The organism is Streptomyces sp. NPDC045968 (assembly GCF_056430475.1).
Map to the genome: position 1 here is coordinate 1 of NZ_JBWKLF010000015.1, position 20572 is coordinate 20572.

Annotated in this window: 21 protein-coding genes; 7 read left to right on the forward strand and 14 right to left on the reverse strand. The window is 70.2% G+C overall.

Going from position 1 to position 20572, the window contains the following annotated elements; translation table 11 throughout:
• Nucleotides 1-135: 135 nt before the first annotated feature.
• The 6 genes from ggt to AC07FA_RS31675 all read right to left on the reverse strand — a co-directional run bounded on the left by ggt (nucleotide 136) and on the right by AC07FA_RS31675 (nucleotide 6004).
• The gene (ggt, locus tag AC07FA_RS31650; RefSeq protein WP_479079772.1) at nucleotides 136-1935 is read right to left on the reverse strand and encodes a gamma-glutamyltransferase; all 1800 of its coding nucleotides are present in this window, start codon (nucleotides 1933-1935) and stop codon (nucleotides 136-138) included.
• Nucleotides 1936-2243: 308 nt separating this feature from the next.
• Complete coding sequence (locus AC07FA_RS31655) at nucleotides 2244-3113, reverse strand: amino acid ABC transporter permease (RefSeq protein ID WP_479079773.1); 870 nt, start codon at nucleotides 3111-3113, stop codon at nucleotides 2244-2246.
• Nucleotides 3110-3754 (reverse strand): amino acid ABC transporter permease, encoded by a 645-nt coding sequence (locus tag AC07FA_RS31660; protein WP_479079774.1) that lies wholly within the window; start codon nucleotides 3752-3754, stop codon nucleotides 3110-3112. Before AC07FA_RS31660 ends, AC07FA_RS31655 begins: the two co-directional genes overlap by 4 nt.
• Nucleotides 3755-3770: 16 nt before the next feature.
• A complete protein-coding gene (locus AC07FA_RS31665) occupies nucleotides 3771-4682 on the reverse strand; it encodes a glutamate ABC transporter substrate-binding protein (RefSeq protein WP_479079775.1) in 912 nt (303 codons plus the stop codon).
• Between the two features lie 13 nt (nucleotides 4683-4695).
• The gene (locus tag AC07FA_RS31670) at nucleotides 4696-5439 is read right to left on the reverse strand and encodes an amino acid ABC transporter ATP-binding protein (protein WP_479079776.1); all 744 of its coding nucleotides are present in this window, start codon (nucleotides 5437-5439) and stop codon (nucleotides 4696-4698) included.
• Between the two features lie 124 nt (nucleotides 5440-5563).
• Nucleotides 5564-6004, reverse strand: coding sequence for a DUF6278 family protein (locus AC07FA_RS31675; protein ID WP_479079777.1), 441 nt, complete (start codon nucleotides 6002-6004; stop codon nucleotides 5564-5566).
• A gap of 151 nt (nucleotides 6005-6155) precedes the next feature.
• Here AC07FA_RS31675 and AC07FA_RS31680 point away from each other — a divergent pair, with 151 nt between their 5' ends.
• Entirely contained in the window at nucleotides 6156-6935 is a 780-nt protein-coding gene (locus tag AC07FA_RS31680; protein ID WP_479079778.1) for an SDR family NAD(P)-dependent oxidoreductase, read from the forward strand.
• Here AC07FA_RS31680 and AC07FA_RS31685 read toward each other — a convergent pair.
• Nucleotides 6900-7691 carry a Clp protease N-terminal domain-containing protein gene (locus tag AC07FA_RS31685; protein ID WP_479079779.1) on the reverse strand — a complete coding sequence of 264 codons (792 nt, stop codon included), beginning with the start codon at nucleotides 7689-7691 and terminating at the stop codon, nucleotides 6900-6902. The two genes, AC07FA_RS31680 and AC07FA_RS31685, sit on opposite strands and share 36 nt — an antisense overlap.
• Nucleotides 7692-7801: 110 nt before the next feature.
• On the opposite strand from AC07FA_RS31685, the gene AC07FA_RS31690 reads away from it, so the two are divergent.
• A complete protein-coding gene (locus AC07FA_RS31690) occupies nucleotides 7802-8113 on the forward strand; it encodes a glutaredoxin domain-containing protein (protein WP_479079780.1) in 312 nt (103 codons plus the stop codon).
• Nucleotides 8114-8124: 11 nt separating this feature from the next.
• On the opposite strand, the gene AC07FA_RS31695 is transcribed toward AC07FA_RS31690, so the two are convergent.
• The 6 genes from AC07FA_RS31695 to AC07FA_RS31720 form a co-directional block, all read right to left on the reverse strand.
• A complete protein-coding gene (locus AC07FA_RS31695) occupies nucleotides 8125-8904 on the reverse strand; it encodes an exodeoxyribonuclease III (RefSeq protein ID WP_479079781.1) in 780 nt (259 codons plus the stop codon).
• A 62-nt stretch (nucleotides 8905-8966) separates the two neighbouring features.
• The gene (locus AC07FA_RS31700) at nucleotides 8967-9614 is read right to left on the reverse strand and encodes an MBL fold metallo-hydrolase (RefSeq protein WP_479079782.1); all 648 of its coding nucleotides are present in this window, start codon (nucleotides 9612-9614) and stop codon (nucleotides 8967-8969) included.
• A gap of 12 nt (nucleotides 9615-9626) precedes the next feature.
• Entirely contained in the window at nucleotides 9627-10916 is a 1290-nt protein-coding gene (gene pcaDC, locus AC07FA_RS31705; protein WP_479079783.1) for a bifunctional 3-oxoadipate enol-lactonase/4-carboxymuconolactone decarboxylase PcaDC, read from the reverse strand.
• 129 nt (nucleotides 10917-11045) lie between these two features.
• Nucleotides 11046-11882, reverse strand: coding sequence for an alpha/beta fold hydrolase (locus AC07FA_RS31710; protein ID WP_479079784.1), 837 nt, complete (start codon nucleotides 11880-11882; stop codon nucleotides 11046-11048).
• Nucleotides 11879-12472 carry a TetR/AcrR family transcriptional regulator gene (locus AC07FA_RS31715; protein WP_479079785.1) on the reverse strand — a complete coding sequence of 198 codons (594 nt, stop codon included), beginning with the start codon at nucleotides 12470-12472 and terminating at the stop codon, nucleotides 11879-11881. The genes AC07FA_RS31710 and AC07FA_RS31715 overlap by 4 nt, the downstream gene beginning before the upstream one ends.
• 116 nt (nucleotides 12473-12588) lie before the next feature.
• A complete protein-coding gene (locus AC07FA_RS31720) occupies nucleotides 12589-13425 on the reverse strand; it encodes a GntR family transcriptional regulator (RefSeq protein ID WP_479079786.1) in 837 nt (278 codons plus the stop codon).
• Nucleotides 13426-13685: 260 nt separating this feature from the next.
• On the opposite strand from AC07FA_RS31720, the gene AC07FA_RS31725 reads away from it, so the two are divergent.
• From AC07FA_RS31725 to AC07FA_RS31745, 5 genes are read left to right on the forward strand one after another with little or no spacing between them, the layout of a single operon-like run.
• A complete protein-coding gene (locus tag AC07FA_RS31725) occupies nucleotides 13686-14948 on the forward strand; it encodes an extracellular solute-binding protein (RefSeq protein ID WP_479079787.1) in 1263 nt (420 codons plus the stop codon).
• Between the two features lie 36 nt (nucleotides 14949-14984).
• On the forward strand, nucleotides 14985-15968 hold the full coding sequence (locus tag AC07FA_RS31730; protein ID WP_479079788.1) for a carbohydrate ABC transporter permease: 984 nt from the start codon (nucleotides 14985-14987) through the stop codon (nucleotides 15966-15968).
• Nucleotides 15965-16804, forward strand: coding sequence for a carbohydrate ABC transporter permease (locus AC07FA_RS31735; RefSeq protein ID WP_479079789.1), 840 nt, complete (start codon nucleotides 15965-15967; stop codon nucleotides 16802-16804). Before AC07FA_RS31730 ends, AC07FA_RS31735 begins: the two co-directional genes overlap by 4 nt.
• A 54-nt stretch (nucleotides 16805-16858) precedes the next feature.
• On the forward strand, nucleotides 16859-18496 hold the full coding sequence (locus AC07FA_RS31740; protein ID WP_479079790.1) for a beta-N-acetylhexosaminidase: 1638 nt from the start codon (nucleotides 16859-16861) through the stop codon (nucleotides 18494-18496).
• A complete protein-coding gene (locus AC07FA_RS31745) occupies nucleotides 18493-19923 on the forward strand; it encodes a cellulose binding domain-containing protein (RefSeq protein WP_479079791.1) in 1431 nt (476 codons plus the stop codon). The genes AC07FA_RS31740 and AC07FA_RS31745 overlap by 4 nt, the downstream gene beginning before the upstream one ends.
• Here the strand turns inward: AC07FA_RS31745 and AC07FA_RS31750 are convergent.
• Entirely contained in the window at nucleotides 19920-20516 is a 597-nt protein-coding gene (locus tag AC07FA_RS31750) for a hypothetical protein (protein ID WP_479079792.1), read from the reverse strand. The two genes, AC07FA_RS31745 and AC07FA_RS31750, sit on opposite strands and share 4 nt — an antisense overlap.
• Nucleotides 20517-20572: the final 56 nt, after the last annotated feature.

The window sequence follows — 20572 nt, forward strand, 5'->3', positions numbered from 1 at the left end:
CTCCCCCCTCACCCTCCCCCCCCCCCCCCCCCCCCCCCCCTTTCCCCCTCCCCCCCCCCCTCTCCCCCCTCCCCCCCTCCCCCCCCCTCCCCCCCCCCCCCCCCCCCCCCGCCCACGGCTGTTCTGTCACGACGTTCAGCCCGGACGCACCACCATCGCCGAGCCCCCGCCCCTGCGCACCTTTTCCGCCGCCGCGACCCAGCGTCCGTCGGGCAGCCGCTGCACCCCGGTCGCCGCCCCGATCTCCGGGTTCAGCCGGAACGCGTGGCCGAGGGATTCGAGACCGGCGCGGACCGGACTGTCCCACAGTCCGGGCTCGATCTCCGTCGTCGGTGAGTTGCGCTGACTGGCACGCGGGGCCGCGATGGCCTCGACCAGGGGGAGCCCGCGGTCAAGATGGCCGGTCAGGGTCTGGAGCACGGTGGTGATGATGGTCGCGCCGCCCGGCGAGCCCAGCGCGAGGACCGGCCTGCCGTGCTCCAGCACGATGGTCGGCGAGATCGACGAGCGGGGCCGCTTGCCGGGACCCGGCAGATTGGGGTCGTGGACGGCAGGACTGGCGGGCGCGAAGGAGAAGTCGGTCAGCTCGTTGTTGAGCAGGAAGCCACGCCCCGGCACCGTGATGCCGCTGCCGCCCGTCGACTCGATCGTCAGCGTGTAGGCGACGACGTTGCCCCACTTGTCGGCAGCGGTCAGATGGGTGGTGTTCTCCCCCTCGTACGTCGTCGGGGCTGCCACGCCGGTGCTCTCGCAGGCGGCCGGGTCACGCGGGTCGCCGGGCGCCAGCGGACTGGTCAGCGCCTTGCCGTCGTCGATCAGGCACTCCCGGGCATCGGCGAACCGCTGGCTGAGCAGCCCCCGCACCGGCACGTCCTCGAACGCGGGGTCACCCACCCAGCGGCCGCGGTCGGCGAACGCGATCCGGCTCGACTCGATGAGGCGGTGCAGATACTGCTCCGGGCTCGCCTTGGCGAGATCCGTGGACTCCAGGATGTTGAGCGCCTCGCCGACGCTCGTACCACCGGAGGAGGACGGCGCCATGCCGTACACGTCGAGACCGCGGTAGCCGACCCTGGTCGGGTCCTGACGCAGGGTGCGGTAGCGCTTCAGATCCCTGACCGTCAGATCACCGGCCCGCACCACCCGGGCCGCCGCCGGGTCGACGGGCGGATTACGGACCGTGGACACGATGTCCTCGGCCAACTCCCCCCGGTACAGGGCGTCGACGCCTTCCCGGCCCAGCTCCCCGTACGTACGCGCGAGGTCGGGGTTCTTGAAGACGGAGCCGGTCACCGGGAGCCGTCCGCCCGGCAGGAACAGCTTCGCGGAGTCCGGGAAGTCCGCGAACCTGGCCTGGTTCCCCTCGGTCTGCGAGCGGAACGTGCCGTCCACGACGAAGCCGTCGCGGGCGAGCCGCTCGGCCGGTTTCAGCAGCTGTCGCAGCGACTTGCTGCCCCAGGCGTCCAGCACGGTGTCCCAGGTGGCCGGGGTGCCGGGCGTACCGACCCCGAGCCCGCTGGTCATGGCCTCGCCGAAGGCGATCGGCTTCCCGTTCTCCAGGAAGAGCGAGGAGTCCGCGCTGCGGGGTGCGGTCTCGCGGCCGTCGACGGTCTGTACGGTCCGCCTGGCGGCGTCGTAGTAGACGAAGTAGCCACCGCCGCCGATGCCCGCCGAATACGGTTCGGTGACACCGAGCGCCGCCGCGGTCGCCACGGCCGCGTCGACCGCGTTGCCGCCGTTGCGGAGCACTTCGATGCCGGCGGCCGAGGCATCGGCGTCCACGCTCGCCACCGCGCCCCCGTATCCCACCGCCACCGGTGACTTGGGCGGCGGGCCGGCCGGCGTCGTGGAACCGGCGGGAGCGGCTGCCCCGACCGAGGCCACAACGGCGAGAACTCCTAAGAACGAGACATTCCGCGCGACGGAACGACGCATGCGCACCTCCAGTGAAGGATCGTCCGCGCAGGGTAACTCCGCCCCGCCCCGATCGTCAGGACCGCCTCGAACAAGAACCCGGGCCTCAGTCGCACCGCACTCCGAAGGCGGGCGCGGCGGGTTTCCTCTCCGGGACCGGGGAGAGCGGCCCTCGTCGCGCATCTCCACGACGGGGGGCCGCTCGGCCTATCGAGCACAACCCGACCGGCGCGCAGCTGACCTTCTCCTCGCCCTGCACGGCCCGGATGGTGTCCGGTTCCGCCGTACGAGAAGTGATCACCGGCTGCTGCCGGGCGGGTACCGCTCGGCTACTGCCCGCCGGGCAGCAGCGTTCCGGGTTCCGCCGGAGCGACCTCGACGGCCTTGGTCTTGACGTTGCGCCGCTCCCGCTTGGCCACCCACGTGGCGAACCATGAGAGCAGCATGCAGAGTCCGATGTAAATCGGCGAGATCACCATCACCACAGGGATGAAAGGAAGATCGTAGTCGAGATTCGACGCGATCAGCTTCCCCGCGTGGAGAAACTCCTCGTAGGTGATCAGATAACCGAGCGAGGTGTCCTTCAGCGCCACCACCAACTGGCTGATGATGGTGGGCAGCATGGCCCGTACCGCCTGGGGCGCCAGCACATAGGTCGTGACCTGCGTCTTGCGCATACCGAGCGCGTAGGCGGCTTCCCGCTGGCCCCGGTCCACGGAGTGGATTCCGGTACGGAACACCTCGGCGAGCACGGAGCCGTTGTAGAGGGTCAGCCCCGCGACGAGGGCGGGCAGCGGCTGTACCTTCAGCGCCACGAAGATGAAGAAGATCATCACCAGGACGGGCATCGCGCGGAAGAACTCGACGAGCAGCGTGCAGACCCAGCGGACCGGCCGGTGGACGGAGAGCCGCCCGACCGCGAGCACGGCGCCGAGCGCGAGGGAGAGCACGGCGGCGTAGGCGAACGCCTTGAGGGTGTTGCCGAGCCCGCGCAGCAGGAGTTCCTGGATGCCCTCGTACTCGAAGGGCGTCCACTTCTCGCTGGTGAACTGGTCGGTGTCGAAGAGCAGATAGATGATCCAGCCGAGCAGGGCGAGGATCAGGACCGTGGACACGATGCCGTACAGACGGTGCCGCCTGCGGGTCTGCGGTCCCGGGATGTCGTAGAGCGCGGTGGCCGAGGGCGCGGAGTGGGTCATCGGGCGACTCCCCAGCGCTTCTCCAGCACATTGAAGAGCGCACTGATGGACAGGGTGATGAGCAGGTAACCGACGGCGATCCACACGAAGGACCAGATGATGCTGTAGCCCAGCTCGTTGAGGGTCTTGTAGGTGCCGAGCAGTTCGGTGACGCTGAACGCGCCGGCGATCGCCGAGTTCTTGGCGAGGGCGATCAGCGTCGAGCCGACCGGCGGGATCACCGAGCGGAACGCCTGGGGCAGGACGACCGCGTTGAGGGTCTGCCCGAAGTTCATTCCGAGGCTGCGGGCCGCCTCCCCCTGGCCCGTGGGCACGGTGTTGATGCCCGAGCGCAGGACTTCGCAGATGAACGCGGAGGTGTAGCACCCGAGCGCGAGGACGGCGAAGACCTCGAACGGCAGGACGAGCCCGAAGCGCGGCAGCCCCAGCAGCACCGCGAAGAACAGCAGCGTGAGCGGGGTGTTGCGCAGGACCGTCACCCAGACCGTGCCGAGCACCCGGAAGGAGCCGACGGGCGCCACCCGGCACGAGGCCATGAGGAAGCCGAGGACCAGGGCCAGGACCGAGGAGTAGACGGTGAGTTCGACGGTGCCGAGGAACCCCTTGCCGTAGAGGGAGAAGTTCTCCGTGAGTACATCCATGTGATGGCCGGTCCCCTCAGTTCGCCGGGTAGCGGTCGATGGGCGGCGGCGTCGGCGCGGGCACTCCGGAGAGCCCCAGCGTCGCTTCGAACGCCTTCTTCCAGTTGCCGTTCTTCTCGTTGGCCTCCAGGGCGTCGTCCAGCGCGAAGCGCAGCGCGTTGTCGCTGCGCGGGACGCCGATGCCGTACGGCTCCTCGGAGAACGGCTTCCCGACGACCTTCATCTCCTCCGGGGCCTTGGCGGCGAAGCCCAGCAGGATGGCGTCGTCGGTCGTGACGGCGTCGACCTGGAAGGTCAGCAGGTTGTCGACGCAGATCGAGTACGTGTCGTAGGCGACGAGGTCGGCCCTGGGGTAGTCATCGGCGATTCGCTGGTACGGCGTCGATCCGGCGGCGGAACAGACGGTCTTGCCGTCCAGATCCTGCGGCCCGTGGATGTCGTCCTCGTCGGTGCGTACCAGCAGTCCCTGACCGGCCATGAAGTACGGTCCGGCGAAGCCGACGATCTTCTTGCGCATGTCGTTGATGGTGTAGGTGCCGACGTAGTAGTCGATCTGCCCGTTCTGGAGGGCGGTCTCGCGGTTGGCGGACGCGATGGTCTTGAAGCGGACCGTGTCCGGCTCAAAGCCCAGGGAGGCCGCCATCATGCGGGCGATCTCGATGTCGAAGCCGGAGTAGACACCGCTGGCCGGGTCCTTCTCTCCCAGGTAGGGCTGGTCCTCCTTGGCTCCGACGATCAGGTATCCGCGGCTCCTGGCCTTGCGCCAGGTCCTCGAATCGGGCAGCTCGAAGCCGGTGTCCACCTCGTAGTGGGGCAGCGCCCCGGGCTTGGGCCCCTTGACCGGCGGGCTGCCGTCCTTGCCGCAGCCCGCGGCGAGGACGGCGAGCAGCAGGCAGGCCAGCGCGGCCAGGACTTTTCTCGTACGCACCAGGAATCCCCCGTCAGTGCTTGAGGATCTTGGACAGGAAGTCCTTGGCGCGGTCACTCGACGGGGCGGTGAAGAACTCCTCCGGATGACGGTCCTCGACGACGGCTCCGTCGGCCATGAAGACGACACGGTTGGCCGCCGACCGCGCGAAGCCCATCTCGTGGGTGACGACGACCATGGTCATGCCCTCCCGGGCGAGCTGCTGCATGACCTCAAGCACCTCGTTGATCATCTCCGGGTCGAGCGCCGATGTGGGCTCGTCGAAGAGGAGGGCCTTGGGGTCCATGGCCAGGGCGCGGGCGATGGCCACGCGCTGCTGCTGGCCGCCGGAGAGCTGGGCCGGGTACTTGTCGGCGTGCGCGACGAGCCCGACCCGGTCCAGGAGCTCCCGTGAACGCTTGTCGGCCTCCTCCCTCTTGCGCTTGCGGACCTTGATCTGAGCGAGGGAGACGTTCGCCAGCACGGTCTTGTGCGCGAACAGGTTGAACGACTGGAAGACCATGCCCACTTCGGCCCTGAGCTGCGCCAGTCCCTTCCCCTCCTCGGGGAGGGGTTTGCCGTCGAGGGCGATGTGGCCGGACTCGATCGTCTCAAGTCTGTTGATCGTCCGGCAGAGCGTCGATTTACCGGAGCCGGAGGGGCCGATCACCACCACCACCTCCCCGCGGCCGACGGTGAGATTGATGTCCTGCAGTACGTGCAACGCCCCGAAGTGCTTGTTGACGCCCCGCAGCTCGATCAACGGATCGACGGCCATACACTGCCCTACCCATATGTCGCTTGTGTTGAAGTCAGCGCAAACTATCCGTCCGGGTACGGGACTTAGCGGCCGACACGCATTGGGGGGCGATAAGGCTGTTTATCTCGATTTGGTGACGGCGTCAGCTCTCGGCGGACTCCGCGTACACCTGGGAGAGCTCGGGGCTGCCCGACATCGCCCAGTCGAGTCCGGCCTCGACCACATCGATCTCCCGCCCGGAGTCCAGGCACACCACGGGCTGACCGCTGGGGCGGATGTGCCAGGCGGCGCCGGGCACGTTCCGCACGAGGACGGTGCCGAGATAGAGGCCCGCGTCATTGCCGAGCCAGGGCAGCTCCTCGGGATCGTCGCGCCAGCGGGGCGGGAGCTGGTCGAGTGCGCTCAACGAGGCGGGACTGTCGTCCAGTTCGAGTCCGTTCTGCTCAGCTCGGACACGCAGCAGTTCGCATTCGGCGAGCAGCTCGGCCACACCGTCCGGGTTGGCTTCGACGGCGGCCGCGAGAGCGCCCCCCTGCGTACCACCCTGACGCTTACGCCAGTTGTCCAAGAAGGGGATGTTCATACCACTAGGGTCCCATCCCCGCCGTGTTCCGCACCACAGGGCGCGCTGCCTATTCCGACCTGAGACCTGACAAATCAGAACAGACCGGGAGGGAACGGGTGAGGCGCTGGCCCGCAACGGAGCGGAGTAGCCCCGCGATTAGAGTCTGCCCATGATCACGCAGTCGTATCTTTCCGAACTCTTCTCCCTGGACGGCCGTGTCGCCGTGGTGACCGGCGGCAGTTCCGGCATCGGCAGGTCCATCGTCGGCGCGCTCGCCCACGCCGGTGCGCGTGTGGTGATCGTGGCCCGCAGGGAGGCCGAACTGGCCACCGCGGTCGACGAGCTGACCGCCGACGGCTGCCGCGCGGCCTGGGTGAGTGGCGACCTGAGCACCTCCGAGGGCGTCCGCGCGGCCGCCGACGAGGCGGCCTCGGCGTTCGGAGAGCCCGACATTCTCGTCAACTGCGCCGGGATCAATCTGCGGCCCCCGATGGGCGAACTCGGCGAGGACGTCTGGGACACCACGATGGCGGTGAACCTGAAGGCGCCATACCTGCTGGGCGAGCGGTTCGGGCCGGGCATGGCGGAGCGGGGCTTCGGCCGGATCATCCACATCACCTCCCAGCAGGCGCACCGGGCCTTCGTCAACAGCGGCGCGTACGGGGTCTCCAAGGGGGCGCTGGAGTCGCTGGCCCGCTCGCAGGCGGAGGCCTGGTCGCCGCGCGGGGTCACCTGCAACACCCTGGTGCCCGGCTTCGTGATGACGCCGCTCAACACACGGCTGTCGTCCGACCCGGAGAAGGTGGCGGCGCTGGCCGCGCGCACGATGGTCAAGCGCAACGGGCTGGCGGAGGACTTCGCGGGCGCGGCCGTGTTCCTGGCGAGCGGCGCCTCCGCCTACGTCACCGGCCAGTCACTGTTCGTCGACGGCGGGTTCTCCGTCCACTGAGTGCCCGCGGGTCCCGGGAGCTTCGGCTTCGGCTTCGGCTTCGGCAGCCACCGCTTCCGCGATGGCGGCGGAGGCCGCTTCCTTGTCGATGCCGAGGCCGGTGAGCACGCCCGATCCGTCCTCGGACTCCAGCAGGGCGAGCAGGATGTGCTCCGTCCCGACGTAGTTGTGCCCCAGCCGCAGCGCCTCGCGGAAGGTGAGTTCCAGGACCTTGCGCGCACCGGCGTCGTACGGGATGAGTTCGGGCACCTCGTCGGCGCCGGCCGGCAGGGCCGCGGTCGCGGCGTCACGGGCCGACGTCAGCGATACGCCCTGGCTCACGATCGTCCGGGCGGCGAGCGCGTCGGGCTGCCCGAGGAGTCCCAGCACCAGGTGCTCGGCCCGGACTTCCTCGTTGCGCGCGGCCCTGGCCTCGTTGTGGGCACCCGCGGCGACGTTCCTGGCGGACTCCGTGAACCTGCTGAAACCCTGACTCGGGTCCAGGTCCGGCGCCTCCCCCTGGCTCTTGGGTACGAACCTCTTCTGGGCGGCCTGCCGGGTGACCCCCATGCTGCGGCCGATATCGGTCCAGGAGGCACCGGACCGCCGCGCCTGGTCCACGAAGTGGCCGATGAGGTGGTCGGCCACCTCGCCGAGATGGTCCGCGGCGATCACGGCCCCGGAGAGCTGTTCCAGCGCGTCGGGGTGGGTCTTCTTGACGGCCTCGATCAGGTCGTCGAGACGGATGGGGTGCACGGAACGGACGGGATTCGTCATATGTCAACCGTAGGTTGACGCCTGCGTGGCGTCAACCCTGCGTTGACAGTGCCCTTATGGTGGTGCCGAAGGGCCAACAGGCCCGCAGGACACGGGAATGAGGGCTCGCGATGGCCGACGGCACGGCGCATGAGGGCAGCCGGGGCGACGAGGACGGCGGCATGGTCGTCTACTGGCGGCCCGGCTGCCCGTACTGCATGAAGCTGCGGCTCCGGCTGCGCTTCTCCGGACTGACGTACACCGAGGTGAACATCTGGCGGAACCCGGATGCCGCCGCCTTCGTACGGTCGGTCGCGGACGGGAATGAGACCGTACCGACCGTGACGGTCGCCGGCCGGTCCATGGTGAACCCGTCCAAGCGGCAGGTCACCGATGCCGTGCGGGCCCACGCGCCGCACCTGCTGCCGGCGCCGAGGTCCTAGGACGCCTCCGCTCAGAGGTCGAGGTCGACGACCACCGGTGCGTGGTCGGACGCGCCCTTGCCCTTGCGCTCCTCACGGTCCACGTAGCTGTCCTTGACCGCGACCGTGAAGGGGGCGTTTCCGTAGACCAGGTCGATCCGCATGCCCTTGTTCTTCGGGAAGCGGAGCTCCCGGTAGTCCCAGAACGTGTACGGACGGTCGTACTTGAGGGGGCGCGGCATCACGTCCGACAGCCCTTCCTGGCGCAGACTCGCGAGCGCGGCGCGCTCGGCCGGCGTGACATGCGTGGCCCCTTCGAAGAGCGCCGGGTCCCAGACGTCCTCGTCCGTCGGGGCGACGTTGAAGTCGCCGAGGACGGCGAACGGCTGGGAGCCTGCGGCGTCCGCCGCGACGGCCTTCTGCAGGGCCTCGAACCAGGCCAGCTTGTACGCGTAGTGGTCGTGCGCCACCTCGCGGCCGTTCGGCACGTAGACCGACCAGAGACGGACCGGGCCACAGGTCGCCGAGATCGCGCGCGGCTCCTGCACGCCCTCGTAGCCGGGGCCGTCGGGCAGGCCGGTGACGACGTCGGCGAGGCCCACGCGGGAGATCAGCGCGACCCCGTTCCACCGGCCCGTGGCGTTGACCGCGGACTCGTAGCCCAGCTCGCGCAGTGCCTCGGCCGGGAACTGTTCGGCGGCGCACTTGGTCTCCTGGAGGCACAGCACGTCCGTGCCGGTGCTCTCCAGCCAGGCCAGCAGCCTCGGGAGGCGGGCGGTGATCGAATTGACGTTCCAGGTGGCGATGCGCATACCAGTAAACCTAGCCCCTCCCACTGACAGCCGTCGTGCTCCCGGCCGCCCCGCGCTCCCGGTCAGAGTTGGGTGGCGCCGCCGGGGGCCAGCCGGCCGTGGTCGGTGCCGCCCAGCTTGCCGATCTGGCTGTCGTAGATCGGGCGGGCGAGATCGGTGAGCAGGGCGTCGTGGATGTCGATGGCGCGCCGCGGCCGGACCTCGCGCACATAGTCGATGACCTCGGAGATCTTGTTCCACGGAGCCATCACCGGCAGCATCAGCGTGTCGACCGGGCGGTCGGGCACGGTCAGCGCGTCTCCGGGGTGGAAGACCGAACCGTCGATCAGGAAGCCGATGTTGGTGATCCTCGGGATGTCCGGGTGGATCACCGCGTGCAGCTCGCCGTGCACCTCCACGTCGAAGCCGGCGGCGGCGAACGTGTCTCCGTGGCCCACGGTGTGGACCCGGCCGGGAAAGGCGGCGGAGAGCTGGTCGGCCACGCTGCGCAGGGTCCAGATCTCGACGGACGGATCGGCCTCCAGGGCGGCGCGCAGCCGCGCCTCGTCGAAGTGGTCGGGGTGCTCGTGCGTCACCAGGATCGCGTCGGCGCCGACCGCCGCGTCACCCTCGGAGAAGCCACCGGGGTCGATGACGAGCGCCCGCCCTTCCCTTTCGAGCCGGATGCAGGAGTGCGTCTTCTTCGTGAGCGTGAGAGGCGATGCGTCCATGCGCCCATCTTGCTACGCGGGCGGCCTGGTTTCCTCCTGGATCACGGACCTGGCGATGGCGAACGCGGCGCCGGCCGCCGGGATGCCGCAGTACACGGCGGACTGGAGCAGCACTTCCTTGATCTCGTCGGGGGTGAGCCCGTTGCGCAGCGCGGCCCGGGTGTGGGCGGCGAGTCCCTCCAGGTGACCGGAGGCGACCAGCGCGGTGAGCGTGACGCAGCTGCGGGTGCGGCGGTCGAGACCGTCGCGGTTCCAGACCTCGCCCCAGGCGTAACGGGTGACCAGTTCCTCGAAGTCGTCGGTGAACGCGTCGGACGCGGCGAGCGCACCGTCCACATGGGCATCGCCCAGCACTTCGCGGCGGACCTTCATGCCGCTGTCGTAGCGGTCGTCCCCGGCCCCTCCCGCGGTCTCCGGGCCGGCAGGGGCCGCGGCGATCTCCGCGACGGGCGCGAAGGGGGCGGAGACCGGCGGGACGGCGGGCGGTGCGGGGAACGGGACGGGGGTGGGGCCCGGGGTGTCCTGCCAGGCAGTGGAGAAGTGCGTGAGGAGCAGGTCGGTGACGGCCCCGGGCTGCTCGACGGGGGCCAGGTGGGAGGCACCGGGAACGAGCGCGAGCCGGGCATCGGGTATCCCCGCGACGAGCGTGCGGGCCTCGGCGGGCCCGGTGACCTGGTCTTCGGCGCCGACCAGGACGAGGGTGGGGACGCTGATGCGGCCGAGTTCCGTACGCATGTCGAACGTGGCCAGCGCCTCGCACGCGGCGATGTAGCAGCCGGGGTCGGTCGTGCGGACCATCTGGACCGCCCACTCGACGATGGCCGGCTGGGCGGCGGCGAAGCCGGGGGTGAACCAGGCCTCGGGGGCGGTACGGGCCATCGGCTCCAGGCCGTTGGTGCGGACGATCACGCCGCGCTGGCGGAACTCGTCGGCGCTGCCGAACCGGGGCGAGGCCGCCACCAGGGCCAGCGAGGCGACCCGGTGGGGATGGCGCAGCGCCAGATCGGCGCCGATCGCGCCGCCGATGGAGCAGCCCGCGTATCCGAAGCGCTGGACGCCGAGGCTGTCCAGGGTGGCGAGCAGGCGGTCGGAGAGTTCTGCGACGCCGGTGGCGGGGTGGGCGGGGGCGCCGCCGTGCCCCGGGAGGTCGTACCGGAAGACCCTCCAGTGCTGGGAGAGCTCGGGTATCTGCCGGTCCCACATGTGCCATGAAGTACCCAGTGATGGGCCTATGACCAGGACTGGGGCGTCTTCTGGCCCGTCAAAGCAGTATTTCAGGGTGTTCGGTGGTGTCTGGCTCACCCGCTAGACCCTCTCATCTCTCACCGTCTCGCACAGCGCCGGGGCGCACCTACCCGGCTCCCGCCCCTCATCGGGGTGTCAGGTCCGGAAGGCGGGAGGGGAGCGGTCCTGACGCACATCGAGGCCACCTCAGGCTCGGAACGCCTTCCGGAGGAGCTCGCCGAACTCGGCGGGGTGCGTGGTCAGGCCGGTGTGGCCGCCGGGGAAGTGCAGGAGCGGGGTGCCGAGGCGCTCGGCCAGGAAGGCGGCCGGACGGTAGGGCAGCTCACCGCGTGAGTCCTGGCCGCAGGCGAGCACGAGCCGGTCCGACAGCGCCTCCAGGCGGTGGATGTCCGGGACGTAGGACATGAAGCCGGGCACGATGCGCCCGACGAAGTACGGCAGGTTCGCCATCGTCCGCTCGGCCCGCGCCGCCGCCTCCGGCGGGAGTTCGGTCGGCGCCTTCGGCTCGGTGGCGTCGCCGTCCTTCTTCAGCCCCGCGGCGAAGACGCCCATCGCCGGCATGAGCCCCTGCGCGTGGAACGTCTCCCGCACGCGCGCGACGAACGCGCGGTGTTCGGAGGCGTCCGGCAGGACCTCCACCACCGGCGGCTCGTGCGCCACGACGCGTTCGACGCGTTCCGGGTGGGCGGTGAGCAGGTGCAGGGCGGCGATCGCGCCCGAGCTGGCGCCGAACACACGGGCGGGCTCACCGGGCGACAGCAGTTCCAGCATGCGGAACGCGTCGTCGGCGTGCTCGGCCACTCGCTGCTCGGCCCGGGTGTCGTCCAGCGTGCTCCGGGACATGCCGCGCGGGTCGTAGGTCGCGACCGTGTACTCGGCGGCCAGGGCGTCGGCGATGCCGTCGAAGGAGGCCGCGCCGCCCGCGCCGCCGGGGATCAGCAGCAGGAGCGGGCCCCGGCCGCGCACTTCGTGGTGCAGGGTCGCGCCGTTCACGCGCAGGCTGCCGGTGGTCCGGTCGCTCATGCGGACTCTCCTTCTCGGTACGGGGGCCAGTGCTCCAGGAGCGTGTGCAGGGCGTCGAGTGCGCGGCCCCAGGACCGCTGCGGCGACCGCTCGTGCGCGAACCCGCCCGCGGCCTCCAGGGCGACGAACCCGTGGAACGTGGCGCGCAGCAACCGGACCGCGTCCGTCAGGTCCGGCTCGGCCAGTCCGTAGCCGCGCAGCATGCCGTAGGTGAGCTCGACCGCACGCCGCGGTCCGGGCGCGTCGGCGACCAGTTCGGGGGCGATCTCGATCGGGGTCTGCGTCGCCGTGTAGCGGCCCGGATACCGGTGGGCGTACTCCCGCCAGGCGTTGGCGAACGCGACCAGCGCGTCCTTGCCCGCCCGTCCCGCGGTCGCCTCCGCGATACGGATGGTCTTCTCGTCCGCCGCCAGCAGCGCGATCCGTCCGCGCAGGTCCTCCAGACCTCGGACGTGCGCGTAGAGGCTCGCGTCCTTCACGCCGAGCCGCCGCGCCACCTGCGACATGGTCACCCGGTCGAGCCCGACCTCGTCCGCCAGTTCGGCGCCCGCGACCGTCACCCGCTCCGCCGTCAGCCCTGCACGCACCATGCGCCCACCTCGTTCCTAGGGGTCCTAGTTCTATCCTAGGACCCCTAGGAACGGCAACCAGGAGAAGTCACTCACGCCGCACCGGCACCGCACTCCCGCCCGGCACGGGCCCCCGGTCACGACGACTGGACGTCCCCCCTGGTGGAAGAGGCGATCGGGTCGCCGTGGGCGAAGTCGCCCGGCGGGATGCCGGGGTGGTGACCCTCCCGCACGGGCGGCGCCGCCGCCGCGGTGCCGAGTGCGAGGCGGGAGACGATCCGGTAGCGGTCCCCCCGGTAGAGCGAGTGGACGTACTCGACGGGCCGGCCGGTGGTGTCCGAGGTCAGCCGCTCGAAGAGCAGTGCCGGGGAGAGTTCGGGCACATCGAGCAACCGCGCCTCGGCCCGCGTGACGACGGTGGGTTCGATGGCCTGGACGGCCTCGTGGACATGGACCCCGTGCGTGTTCCGCAGATGCTCGTAGAGGTCGCCGCTCTCCAGCTCCGGGGCCGAGAGGCCGGGTACGAGTGCGGCCCGGATGTGCAGGTGCTCGATCGCCATCGGTGCGCCGTCGACCAGCCGCAGCCGTGCGACGTACACGATCTCCTCGGCCGGTGACATACGGAGCTTGCGGCCCACCCGGGCGCCGGCCTGGAGGGTGGTGAACTCCAGCAGCCTGCTCGACCACGCGCCGGCGGCCTGCGGAACCGTCAGGGCGAGGTCCCCCGAGACCAGCTCCTGGGTGATCTTCGCCGGGGCGACGAACATGCCGCGCCCGTGCTCGCGGACCAGGAGCCCCGCGGCCACCAGCTCGTCGATCGCCGCGCGCACGGTGGGCCTCGACACGTCGAGCAGCGCGCACAGGGCGCGCTCCGACGGGATGGCGTCTCCGGGGTCGCGCGACTCCATCAGCTCCAGGACGGCGTCGCGGGCCCGTTCCCTTTTGAGCACTGCCCCTGCCGCGTCGGCTGCCATGCGCTTCCCCCTCCTGACCGCTGACTTCCTTACCAGCTGACTGACCAGCGCCCGCGCTTGAGCCACTGGTCAGGTGAAGTGTAGCCCTCGTGAGCAGATGGCGATCGATGGATTCCACCACGAGATCACCAACTTCCCTTTGTGCACAGGCCCTTGACGACCCCATTGGTCTATGCCACCTTCATCCACCATCAGGAGGTGAGCTGACCAGTGGGCTTCACTGGTCAGGTGGTCAGGTCCTGCTCATTCCGAGGTGAACCGTGAAGTTCCGCTTGCTTGCCGGTGGGTCCGCGCTTGTGATGGCCGCCGCGCTCAGTGCCTGCAGTTCCTCCGGCGGCTCCGACGAGGCCGGTGGCGTGACAACGGTCGATGTCTGGCTGATGCGCGACAGCGTCTCGGCCGCCTTCCAGAAGGAGTTCGTCGAGGGCTTCGAGGCCCAGCACCCGAAGATCAAGGTGAAGATCCAGATCCAGGAGTGGGACGGGATCGGCCAGAAGATCAGCGCCGCTCTGGCCAGCAACGACGCACCGGATGTGATCGAGACCGGCAACACCCAGGTGGCCCAGTTCGCGGAGAGCGGCGGGCTGCTGGACCTGAGCGACAAGAAGGACGAGCTGAAGGGCGAGGACTGGCTGAAGGGCCTGGCCGAGCCCGGCGCGTACGAGGGGAAGCAGTACGGCATTCCGTACTACGCGGCGAACCGGGTCGTCATCTACCGCACCGACCTCTTCGACGCGGCCGGGGTCGACGCCGCCGCGATCAGGACGCGCGCGCAGTGGATCGACGCCACCACCAGGCTCAACAAGGGCAACGTCCAGGGCATCTACCTTCCCGGGCAGATGTGGTACGCGCTGGGCGGCTTCATCTGGGACGAGGGCGGCGACTTCGCCACTGAGTCCGGCGACGGGTGGAAGGGCGCGCTGGACACTCCGGAGGCGCTGCGCGGCATGGAGTTCTACGCACAGCTCCAGGCGCTGGGCAAGGGGCCCAAGGACTCCGACGAGGCCGATCCGCCCCAGGCCGACGTGATGGCGAAGGGGGAGGTGGCCCAGGTCATCTCCACACCGGGCGGGGCGAACGTGGTCGTGGAGAAGAACCCCGGTCTCCAGGGCAAGCTCGGCTTCTTCCCCATCCCGGGCAAGACCGCCGACACCCCGGGCGCGGTCTTCACCGGCGGATCCGATCTGGTGATACCGACCGCGGCCGGCCACCCCGACGAGGCGCTGACGTTCATCAAGGAACTGACCGGCGACGTCTGGCAGAAGAAGCTCGCCGTGGCCATGAGCTACGTACCCAACCGGACCACCCTGGCCCCGGCCGTGGCCGCCGACCCTGGAGCCTCCGCGATGGCGGTCGGCGCGGCGAACGGACACGCCACGCCCAACTCCCCGGGCTGGGCCGCGGTGGAGGCGGAGAACCCGGTCAAGGACTACATGACCGCGGTGCTCACCGGCAAAGACGCGTCGAAGGAAGCGGCCAAGGCATCACAGGACATCACCCGGGCCATGAACGCCGGTTCCTGACCGAGCCTCCATCCCCCCACCGAGAGGAGGCGTGCCGTGCCGGTCACCCGTGAGCGGACCGCTCCACGCACCCCCCAGCTCCCACCGGCGCGCCGCCCCGCCGGACCGGCACCACGGCGAAGGTCACGAGCGGCACACAGCCTCTGGCCGTACGCCCTGATCGCACCCGCGATCGGCGGCATGCTCTATCTGCTCGTGTACCCGCTGGGGCGGGCGGTGCTGATCTCGCTCCAGGACTTCCGTCTCCGCCAGCTCATCAGCGGTGACGCGGAGTTCGTCGGGCTGCGCAACTACCGGACACTGCTGTCCGACCCGCGGTTCTGGGAGGTGGTGGGACGCACCTTCGTCTTCATGGCCGTCAACGTGGCACTGATCATGGTGATCTCCACCCTGGTCGCGCTGATGACCGAGCGGCTGGCCCGCGCCGGGCGCACGGTGGTCCTCTGCGCGCTGGTGCTCGCCTGGGCCATGCCCGTGGTCGCGGCCACCACGGTCTTCCAGTGGCTGTTCCACTCCGAATTCGGCATCGTCAACTGGTCGCTGACCTCGCTCGGCCTCGACTCGTTCGACCGCTACCCGTGGTTCGCGAACGGCACCGCGGCCTTCGCGATCCTCGTCGTACTGATCGTCTGGCAGTCCGTACCGTTCGCGGCGATCACCCTGTACTCGGCGCTCACGACGGTGCCCACCGAGCTGTACGAGTCGGCCAGGCTGGACGGCGCTTCCGGCTCCCGCGTCTTCCGCTCGGTCACCTTCCCGATGCTCCGGCCGGTCTTCATGCTGGTCTTCTCGCTCGAAGTGATCTGGACGTTCAAGGCGTTCGTCCAGATCTGGGTGATGACCAGCGGCGGGCCTGGCGACGCCACCACGATCCTGCCGGTGTACGCGGTCCAGACGGCCCTCTCCAGCCAGCGCTACGACCTGGGCTCCGCCGCCTCGATGGTCACCGTGGTCCTGATGTCCGGGGTGCTCGTCCTCTACTTCCGTCAGATGTTCCGTCAGGAGGACGAACCGCGATGACCCTGCTACGCCCCCGGCTCCGCCGGATTCCGCTGAACGCGGCCGCCGTGGTGACCGTCGTGGTGTGCCTGTTCCCCGTGTACTGGATGATCAGCACCGCCTTCAAGCCGTCCCGGGACATCCAGTCGGCCGACCCGCACCTCATTCCGCACACCTGGACGCTCGAACACTTCCGCCGGGCCGTACAGGCCGACGGCTTCGAACTGTTCTGGCGCAACAGCGTCCTGGTCACACTCGGCGCCGTACTGCTTTCGCTGGTCGTGGCGCTCGGGGCTTCGTTCGCCGTCGCCAGGATGCGCTGGAGGGGCCGGCGGCAGTTCATGCTCCTGGTCTTCATCGCGCAGATGGCGCCCTGGGAGTCCCTGATCATCCCGGTCTACATCATCTCGCGCGACACGCACATGCTCGACCGGCTGCCGGCACTCACGCTGGTCTACTTCATGATCACGCTGCCGTTCACGATCGTGGTGCTCCGGGGCTTCATCGCGACCATTCCCCCCGAGCTGGAGGAGGCGGCGCAGGTCGACGGCTGCACCAGGATCGGCGCCTTCCGGCGGGTCGCGATGCCACTGCTCGCTCCCGGGCTGATGGCGACCTCGCTCTTCGGCTTCATCACCGCGTGGAACGAGTTCGCGTACGCCAACTTCCTGATCATCAAGGAACAGGACAACCGCACCCTGCCGGTCTGGCTGTCGTCCTTCCAGAACACCTTCGGCACCGACTGGGGCGCCACCATGGCCGCCTCCACGCTCTTCGCCCTTCCCGCGCTGGTGATCTTCCTGCTGCTCCAGCGGCATGTCACCTCCGGCTTCGCCGCCGGCGCCGTCAAGGGCTGAGCACTCCTCGGACCCGGTGAACAGCCCGAGACACGAACCCCGGAGGCCACCCCCGTGCCCGCACCACGCCCCGAGCTCTCCCTCCTCCCCCGGCCGCGCAAGGTGTCGCCCCGCCCCGGCCGCTTCACCCTCGACCGGGACACCTCCATACGGGCGATGCCCGGGACACGGGCGGCGGCCGACCTGTTGCGGACCCTGCTGAGCCCCGCCACCGGACTGCCTCTCGCGCCGTCCGCCGACGGCCGGATCGTGCTGGTGCTCGATCCCCGGCTCGGCGGTCTCGGTGAGGAGGGGTACGGGCTGACGATCGGGCCGCAGGGCCTGCTGCTGCGCGCCGCACGGCTCACCGGGCTGCTCCACGGGGTGCAGACGGTCCGTCAGCTGCTGCCTGCCGAGGCGCTGTCGGATTCGCCCCGTCCCGGCACGCCCTGGGTGCTGCCCTGTATCGAGATCAGCGATGTGCCGCGCTATCCGTGGCGCGGAGCGATGCTCGATGTCGCCCGGCACTTCCAGCCCCTCTCCTACCTGCGCAGATACGTCGATCTGCTGGCCCTGCACAAACTGAACACCCTGCACCTGCACCTCACCGACGACCAGGGCTGGCGCATGCCGGTCGACGCCTACCCACGGCTGACCGAGACGGGTGGCCGCCGCGCCGAGTCCATGAGCGGGCCCCCGGCGCCCGGCGGCGCCGCCCGCTTCGACGGCGCACCGCACTCGGGGGCGTACACCCGGCAGGAGCTGCGGGAACTGGTCGACCACGCGGCGGCGCGCGGCGTGACGGTAGTCCCCGAGATCGAGATGCCCGGCCATGTGAGGGCCGCTCTCGCCGCCTACCCCGAACTGGGCAACGACCCTTCGCGGACACTGGACGTCTGGACCCGGTGGGGGGTCTGCGACACCGTTCTCGGGGTCCACGAGCAGGTGTTCGACTTCTGCCGGACCGTGCTGACCGAGGTCATGGACGTCTTCCCCTCGCGCTACATCCACATCGGCGGGGAGGAGTGCCCGACCACCGAGTGGGAGAACAGCCCGGCGGCCCGCGCCCGGGCGGCCGCCGAGGGGCTGCCCGATGCCCGGGCGCTGCACGGCTGGTTCCTGGGACGCATCGGCGCGTTCCTGGTGGAGCACGGGCGTACGCCGGTCGGCTGGGCCGAAACAGGCGCCGAACTGCCCCTCGACTTCGCGGTGATGACCTGGCGCGACCCGGCGCACGCGCTGGCCGCCGCCCGCCGCGGCCACCGAGTGGTCCCGGCACACCACCGGGCCACCTACCTCGACTACGCCCAGTCCGACGACCCGGGTGAGCCGCCCGCGCAGCCCGGACCGCCCGTCGACCTGCGAGCCGTGTACCACCACACCCCTGCGCCCAAGGGGTGGGAGGAGTCCGCGGCCCGACACGTCCTGGGCACCCAGGCCCAGTTGTGGACGGAGTACGTCACATCCGCCGAGCGGATCGAATACCTCACCTACCCACGGCTGTGCGCCCTGGCCGACCGCGCGTGGTCCGGCCACCGCAGCGACTGGGCCGGCTTCACCGAGCGGCTGCGCGGGCACTCCGCACGCCTGGACGCCCTCCGCGTCCCCTACGGCCCCCTGAGTCCACCACCCGCTCCGACCACCTCCCGAGGAACAGCGCGGACCCTTCAGGCACCACTACCCCACCACAGTTCCGGAGAGGAACACCCATGAACAGGATCGCCACAACCCGGCTGCGCGCCGCATCCGCGGCCGCCGCCGCACTGGCCCTGGGCTGCGCGGGACTCGCCGCTCTGCCCGCCACCGCCAACGCGGCCGCCGCCGGCGGGCTGGTCGTGCAGTACCGCACCAGCGCGTCCGGGGCGACGGCAGACCAGAGCGAGCCGTGGCTGAAGGTCCGGAACACCGGCAGCACGAGCGTCGCGCTCAGCGACGTCAAGGTGCGCTACTACTTCAAGGCCGATTCGCCCACCGCGGCCTACCGGTTCGCCTGCTCCTGGGCCGTGAAGGGCTGCGCGAACATCACCGGGACCTTCGGGACGCTCGCCACCCCGACGGCCACCGCCGACCGCTATCTGGAGATCGCGTTCACCGCGGGCGCGGGGTCACTCGCACCGGGCGCCGACACCGGCGACATGCAGCTGCGCTTTCATCAGACGAACTGGCAGACCCTGCGGCAGAGCGACGACTACTCCTTCGGCGCCGAGCGGTCCGCCTACGGCGACTGGACCCGGACCACGGCGCACCTCGACGGGGCCACGGCCTGGGGCGAGGCGCCGGGCGGCAACGGACCGACCGACCCCACCGATCCGCCCACCGGCCCTCCGGCCGACGGGCCCGCACTGTTCGACGACTTCAACTACAGCGGACACACCGACCCGAAGATCGCCACGAACGGCTGGAGCGTCCGCTCGAACTCCGGCGGCCCCGGAGTTCCGGGCGCCACCTGGGCGCCGGAGAACGTCACCTTCGCCGTGCAGAACGGCAACTCGGTGATGAACCTGGAGACGTCCACGGCCGGTACGGGAGCGTCGACGAAGCACACCGAGATCCTGACCAAGTCCACGAAGTTCCGCAACGGCACCTACGCGGCCCGCGTGAGGTTCAGTGACGCCCCCACGTACGGCCCGGACGGCGACCGCCTCGTCCAGACCTTCTTCACCATCAACGACCTCAAGGCGCCGATGGCCGACGACTACGCCGAGTACGACTTCGAGTACCTGCCGAACGGCGGGTGGGGCGAACCGGCCAACATCCTCTACACGACCTCGTGGGAGACCTACCGCCCCGACCCCTGGGAGGCCGTCAACCAGCACAGCGAGTCCCGGCAGAGCTTCGCCGGCTGGCACGACCTGGTGCTGACCATCGACGACAACGCCATCACGTACTACGTCGACGGACAGCACTTCGGTACGCACGGGGCGTCCTACCTCCCGGAGCGGCCGATGTCGATCAACTTCAACCAGTGGCTGATCGACCTGGCCGGGCAGACGAGCACGACGCCACGCTCGTACGGCCAGCAGGTCGACTACGTCCTGCACGTGAAGGACCGGGTACTCACACCGGCCCAGGTGAACGCCGAGGTGAGCGCCTACCGCGCCGCGGGCACGACCTTCCAGGACACGGTGCCCGCCGGTTAGGGGGTCGCCGCGGAGACGACGTACACGACGGGGCTGGCCGGATCGGTCATGTTGACGGTGATGTTCTGCGTGGGGCGCGGGTCCTTGTTCGTGTGGGTCACACCGGCCCAGTACACGCCCGGTCCGAAGTACCAGCCGGTGATCTTTATGTCCCGCGGGCCGATGGTGACGGCACCGGGCTTCAGGGCCGCCCGCCCCGTACCGGTGTTGCTCAGGAAGCGGTCGAGACCGGCGGACGTCGTACGGAACTTCACGTACATCCGGCTGGCTTTCCAGTTGTTGGTCTCGTAGTACTGGACCCCCGACGCGTTGCCGGGGATCGGGATCTCGAAGATCCGCCGCTGCATCCCGGACGGCCAGTCCTCCCGCAGGCCCTGCGCGGCGGCCTCGGCCTCCTTGTCCTTGCCCGAGCGGCGGCTCTGTCCGGCGGAGATCACCAGATAGCCCGCCGGGATGCCGATGAGCAGCACGATCGTGATCGCCGTGATCAGCCGGCGGCGGATCATCCGCCGCCGGTCCTGCGGGGGCGGGCCTTCGCCGTCGCCGGTCGGCGAGGCCGGGCCCTGCGCGGCGGTGTGCTCGGCTGCGGTCATGGTCGGTGGTCCCCAGGTGCTGCGGATACGGAGTGCGGAAGGCTGGTGGCGGAGCC

Coding starts and splice junctions, on each gene's coding strand:
- ggt (WP_479079772.1), bottom strand. CDS start 1,935: ATGCGTCGTTCCGTCGCGCGGAATGTCTCGTTCTTAGGAGTTCTCGCC.
- AC07FA_RS31655 (WP_479079773.1), bottom strand. CDS start 3,113: ATGACCCACTCCGCGCCCTCGGCCACCGCGCTCTACGACATCCCGGGA.
- AC07FA_RS31660 (WP_479079774.1), bottom strand. CDS start 3,754: ATGGATGTACTCACGGAGAACTTCTCCCTCTACGGCAAGGGGTTCCTC.
- AC07FA_RS31670 (WP_479079776.1), bottom strand. CDS start 5,439: ATGGCCGTCGATCCGTTGATCGAGCTGCGGGGCGTCAACAAGCACTTC.
- AC07FA_RS31675 (WP_479079777.1), bottom strand. CDS start 6,004: ATGAACATCCCCTTCTTGGACAACTGGCGTAAGCGTCAGGGTGGTACG.
- AC07FA_RS31680 (WP_479079778.1), top strand. CDS start 6,156: ATGATCACGCAGTCGTATCTTTCCGAACTCTTCTCCCTGGACGGCCGT.
- AC07FA_RS31685 (WP_479079779.1), bottom strand. CDS start 7,691: ATGACGAATCCCGTCCGTTCCGTGCACCCCATCCGTCTCGACGACCTG.
- AC07FA_RS31690 (WP_479079780.1), top strand. CDS start 7,802: ATGGCCGACGGCACGGCGCATGAGGGCAGCCGGGGCGACGAGGACGGC.
- AC07FA_RS31695 (WP_479079781.1), bottom strand. CDS start 8,904: ATGCGCATCGCCACCTGGAACGTCAATTCGATCACCGCCCGCCTCCCG.
- AC07FA_RS31700 (WP_479079782.1), bottom strand. CDS start 9,614: ATGGACGCATCGCCTCTCACGCTCACGAAGAAGACGCACTCCTGCATC.
- AC07FA_RS31710 (WP_479079784.1), bottom strand. CDS start 11,882: ATGAGCGACCGGACCACCGGCAGCCTGCGCGTGAACGGCGCGACCCTG.
- AC07FA_RS31715 (WP_479079785.1), bottom strand. CDS start 12,472: ATGGTGCGTGCAGGGCTGACGGCGGAGCGGGTGACGGTCGCGGGCGCC.
- AC07FA_RS31720 (WP_479079786.1), bottom strand. CDS start 13,425: ATGGCAGCCGACGCGGCAGGGGCAGTGCTCAAAAGGGAACGGGCCCGC.
- AC07FA_RS31735 (WP_479079789.1), top strand. CDS start 15,965: ATGACCCTGCTACGCCCCCGGCTCCGCCGGATTCCGCTGAACGCGGCC.
- AC07FA_RS31745 (WP_479079791.1), top strand. CDS start 18,493: ATGAACAGGATCGCCACAACCCGGCTGCGCGCCGCATCCGCGGCCGCC.
- AC07FA_RS31750 (WP_479079792.1), bottom strand. CDS start 20,516: ATGACCGCAGCCGAGCACACCGCCGCGCAGGGCCCGGCCTCGCCGACC.